Raw genomic sequence first — 3,548 nt, forward strand, 5'->3', positions numbered from 1 at the left:
GCTGCTATGGCTCGCTACGCGCCGCTTCAAGCGCGAACTCAAAACCCGGGACGGCCTGATGCTGGTGGCGCTGACCTGGGTGGCTCTGCCGGCGGTGGCGGGGTTTCCTCTATGGCATTTCTTGCCCATCAATTTCACCGATGCGTACTTCGAGGCCGCATCGGGCTTGACCACCACGGGCGGGACGGTGCTGTCGGGGCTCGAGTACCTGCCCCGCTCGATCAATCTATGGCGCCATCTGCTGAGCTGGCTGGGAGGCATGGGCATCATCGTGCTGGCCGTCGCCATCCTGCCCATGCTCGGCGTCGGCGGCATGCAGATCTATCGCGCGGAGATGCCGGGGCCCATGAAGGACAGCAAGCTCACGCCGCGCATCGGACAGACCGCCAAGCTGCTGTGGGCGGTGTATGCCGGACTGACCGTGGCCTGCATCGTGTGCTTGAAGCTGGCGGGCATGAATACTTTCGATGCCGTCTGCCATGGATTCTCGGCGCTCTCTCTCGGCGGCTTCTCCACCTATGACGCCAGCATCGGGCACTTCAATTCCCTGCCCATCGAAATGGTGCTGACCGTATTCGAGATACTGGCGGCATTGAATTTCGCGACGCACTTTCTCGCCTGGAGCCAGCGCGGGGTATGGGCCTATTTTCGCGACGCCGAGGCGAAGGCGATCTTGGGCGTGCTCGTCGCGAGCTGCATTGGCATATCCCTGTTCCTGTACTTCAAGGGCAGTTACGCCAGCTATCCGACGGCGCTGCGTCACGCCGTGTTCAACGTGGTGTCGATCGCGACGGACAGCGGCCTGCACACCCAGGACTATTCGCGCTGGCCTATTTTCGCCCCCATGTGGATGATGTTCCTGAGCTGCATCGTGGCGAGTTCGGGATCCACCGGCGGTGGCATCAAGATGATCCGTACCCTGGTACTCGCCAAGCAGGCGCATCGCGAGCTGAATCAGCTGGTGCACCCCAACATGGTGCGGCCGCTCAAGGTCGGCGGCACGGTGATCGCCAATCGCGTGGTGTTCGCCGTGCTGGCCTTCGTGTTCCTCTACTTCATGAGCATCGTGATGCTGATCTTCGTGCAGCTCGCCAGCGGCTTGGATTTCATGACCTCCCTGTCGTCCATCATCGCCTGCATCAACAATGCGGGTCCCGGCTTGGGGCTGGTAGGCCCGGGCAGCAACTACGGCGTGCTCAGCGAATTCCAGACCTGGGTGTGCTCGGCCGCCATGTTGCTCGGCCGGTTGGAGGTTTTCACGATTTTGGTGCTGTTTACCCCCACTTTGTGGCGGAAATAACGCCGTTGCTCTGGAAGTATGCCATTTGGAGACCTACATTATTTTCGCGTCTCTCTTTCGATCTCTTTGAGAAAATCGAGAACGAACGGCTTTGTAAATGGCGACTTCCTAAGTCCGGTAATAATTTTTTATAAATGGCTTCGCTTATGTGTCCTTTGTCAAGGAAGACCTTTTGCTCCACGCCTTTGATCAATGCTTTCGCGCTTTCAATGCGGCAAAAGCCGTAGGCAACATAACTATCATGTTTTATAAAATCATGGTCTCCATTCTTGAGAAGACAGGATTCGTCTGAGCCTTCCACGACAGTGCATATGCAGGCCATCAAAACTTGTTCGGCCGGACCAAATGGGTCGGTAAGCAGAACGAACAAATGGTGTCGGCTGGGATCGTTTGCCGACCCTGAGGGATAGAGGAGCGTGGCAAGCCTCTTAGCCGAGAACATTTTTATCGGCTAAAGACGCGAGAAAATTGTATCTAACTCACGTTGGGTTTTTATGCTTTGCGCAAGTTTCGTCGCTTCCGGACCGGACCGCCCGATAGCGGTAAAAACTGTCGATTCTTCAATTCCTAATGAACTGCCTTTGGGGTCCACCCATTCTGGGCAGTTTTTGTGCGTGTAATCACGAAGAGCCCATTGATCCATGCGGCCAAATTGAGCCCACACGCTATCGATCACGGCTAAGTCGGCGTCACTTAATTCGTTTAGATCCTTTCGAGTAAAGCTCTTCTTTACGGAAACATCGTGGTTTTCCCTATCGCTCATCCATTCATCCCATTGAGCTGCGCCTGAGCCGCCAACGTAGCCGTTAATCAGGTTAAGGGTTCGCGACAGCACCGGGCCGTGATCCATAGACACGAGATTGTCAAAAGAAATGGGCACGCCATATCGAGACATTGACTCTCGATCGGCAAGATAGAGGAGCTTGGATTGGTCATGAACTGGAAGGATGGATCGTTTGGGAGCCCAAAGCAGCACAAGGCGAATGGATAATAGATCCACAGGAGGTTTTAGGGGGAGAAGCGGGCGGGAGCCGCAACTTCCATCTTCAATCGCTAATGTATCCGGCCAGATTGGACGCGAAGAACAGGCTTGGCTGCGCCGGCCTGTTTAATGCGCTTTTCGTAGTGGCCGGCGTGAAATGGCTCTGGGTAGTGCCAGAAAAAGAGTCCATTTCGGTGTGGACTAACGTGGCGTACCAACAGATTTACAGTCGGCTACATGTTCTCTGATTCAACCATGGCGGGATGCTGATCCCGCCCAGAGCGATCATTTCAGAGCGGGTCCTGAGATGACTTTACGGCTGCCGCTTCTTTTTGTGCGGGACAGCCCCATCGCGAACGGCATCACTCAATTTCCCACTTTCTACTAGATTTATTGTGACCAATCGCTGAAATGGCCTTTAGCTAGGGATACATTTCCACGTTATCGAAGATTCTTCACCATTTCTTGTAGATTCATAGAATAGTGGAATCTGGCCACGCTTTCGGCGATATCAGCGAGGGAATGTGGAAAAGAAATTCAGATTCTCCTAAGAATCTTGTGCTCTTTGGCTGTGATACGCGCAAAAGTTCGTGTATCCATGCATGGCCGGGATCCAGCCGCGCCAATGCATCCTTCAGCCAGGCACGCGCGGCGGGGTCCAGCCGGGGGGCGACTCCTCGCGTTCCCACGGGCACCCGAATATCCTTGCGCACCTATGCTGTTCCTACGCTCACTGACCTTCAATCTCTTTTTGTACGTCTTCACCGCGCTCTGTTCGATCGTGGCGGTGCTCATCTCAATTCTCAGCCCCCGGCAATTGCACGCCTTTGCAAGGTGGTGGTCGCAGGCGTGGCTCAAGGTCTATGAAATCGTCTGCGGGGTGTCGTACCGGGTGCGAGGCCGGGAGTGTCTGCCGGACGGGGGCTGCGTCATCGCGATGAAGCATCAGTCCACCTGGGATACCTTCGCGATGTTCGCCATATTTCGGGAGCCTGTATTCGTCTTCAAAAGCGAATTGACTTGGATCCCTTTTTTTGGCTGGGCGCTGCTGCGGCTGGGATGCATTCCGGTCAAGCGCGGCACCGGTAAGTCGGCTCTCGACAGCATGATCCAGGGCACCGTCGCCGCATGTTCCCACGGCAAGCAAGTCGTCGTATTTCCGGAGGGCACCCGAGGGGTAGTGGGTCAACCCGCGATGTATAAATCAGGCGTGAGCCATCTGTACCAGGCCATGGGGGGTGCCATCGTGCCGGTTGCGCTGAACTC

General features: G+C 55.8%; 4 protein-coding genes. 2 read left to right on the plus strand and 2 right to left on the minus strand.

Going from position 1 to position 3,548, the window contains the following annotated elements; genetic code table 11:
• Positions 1-1,300: TrkH family potassium uptake protein (locus ABSG47_RS20810; protein ID WP_424172471.1), on the plus strand; the 1,300-nt coding region annotated here is incomplete at its 5' end.
• Here ABSG47_RS20810 and ABSG47_RS20815 read toward each other — a convergent pair.
• Both ABSG47_RS20815 and ABSG47_RS20820 read right to left on the minus strand, forming a co-directional pair.
• Positions 1,275-1,742 carry a hypothetical protein gene (locus ABSG47_RS20815; RefSeq protein ID WP_424172474.1) on the minus strand — a complete coding sequence of 156 codons (468 nt, stop codon included), beginning with the start codon at positions 1,740-1,742 and terminating at the stop codon, positions 1,275-1,277. The genes ABSG47_RS20810 and ABSG47_RS20815 overlap by 26 nt on opposite strands.
• A 9-nt stretch (positions 1,743-1,751) precedes the next feature.
• Positions 1,752-2,300 carry a Panacea domain-containing protein gene (locus ABSG47_RS20820; RefSeq protein ID WP_424172478.1) on the minus strand — a complete coding sequence of 183 codons (549 nt, stop codon included), beginning with the start codon at positions 2,298-2,300 and terminating at the stop codon, positions 1,752-1,754.
• A gap of 697 nt (positions 2,301-2,997) precedes the next feature.
• Between ABSG47_RS20820 and ABSG47_RS20825 the strand changes: the two genes are divergently transcribed.
• The coding region (locus ABSG47_RS20825; RefSeq protein WP_424172480.1) for a lysophospholipid acyltransferase family protein at positions 2,998-3,548 on the plus strand (551 nt) is incomplete at its 3' end.

This window comes from Occallatibacter sp. (assembly GCF_049510455.1).
GTDB lineage: Bacteria > Acidobacteriota > Terriglobia > Terriglobales > Acidobacteriaceae > Telmatobacter.

What these genes read in the sequence shown, in the direction of transcription:
- ABSG47_RS20815 (WP_424172474.1), bottom strand. Translation starts at nt 1,742, where the DNA reads ATGTTCTCGGCTAAGAGGCTTGCCACGCTCCTCTATCCCTCAGGGTCG.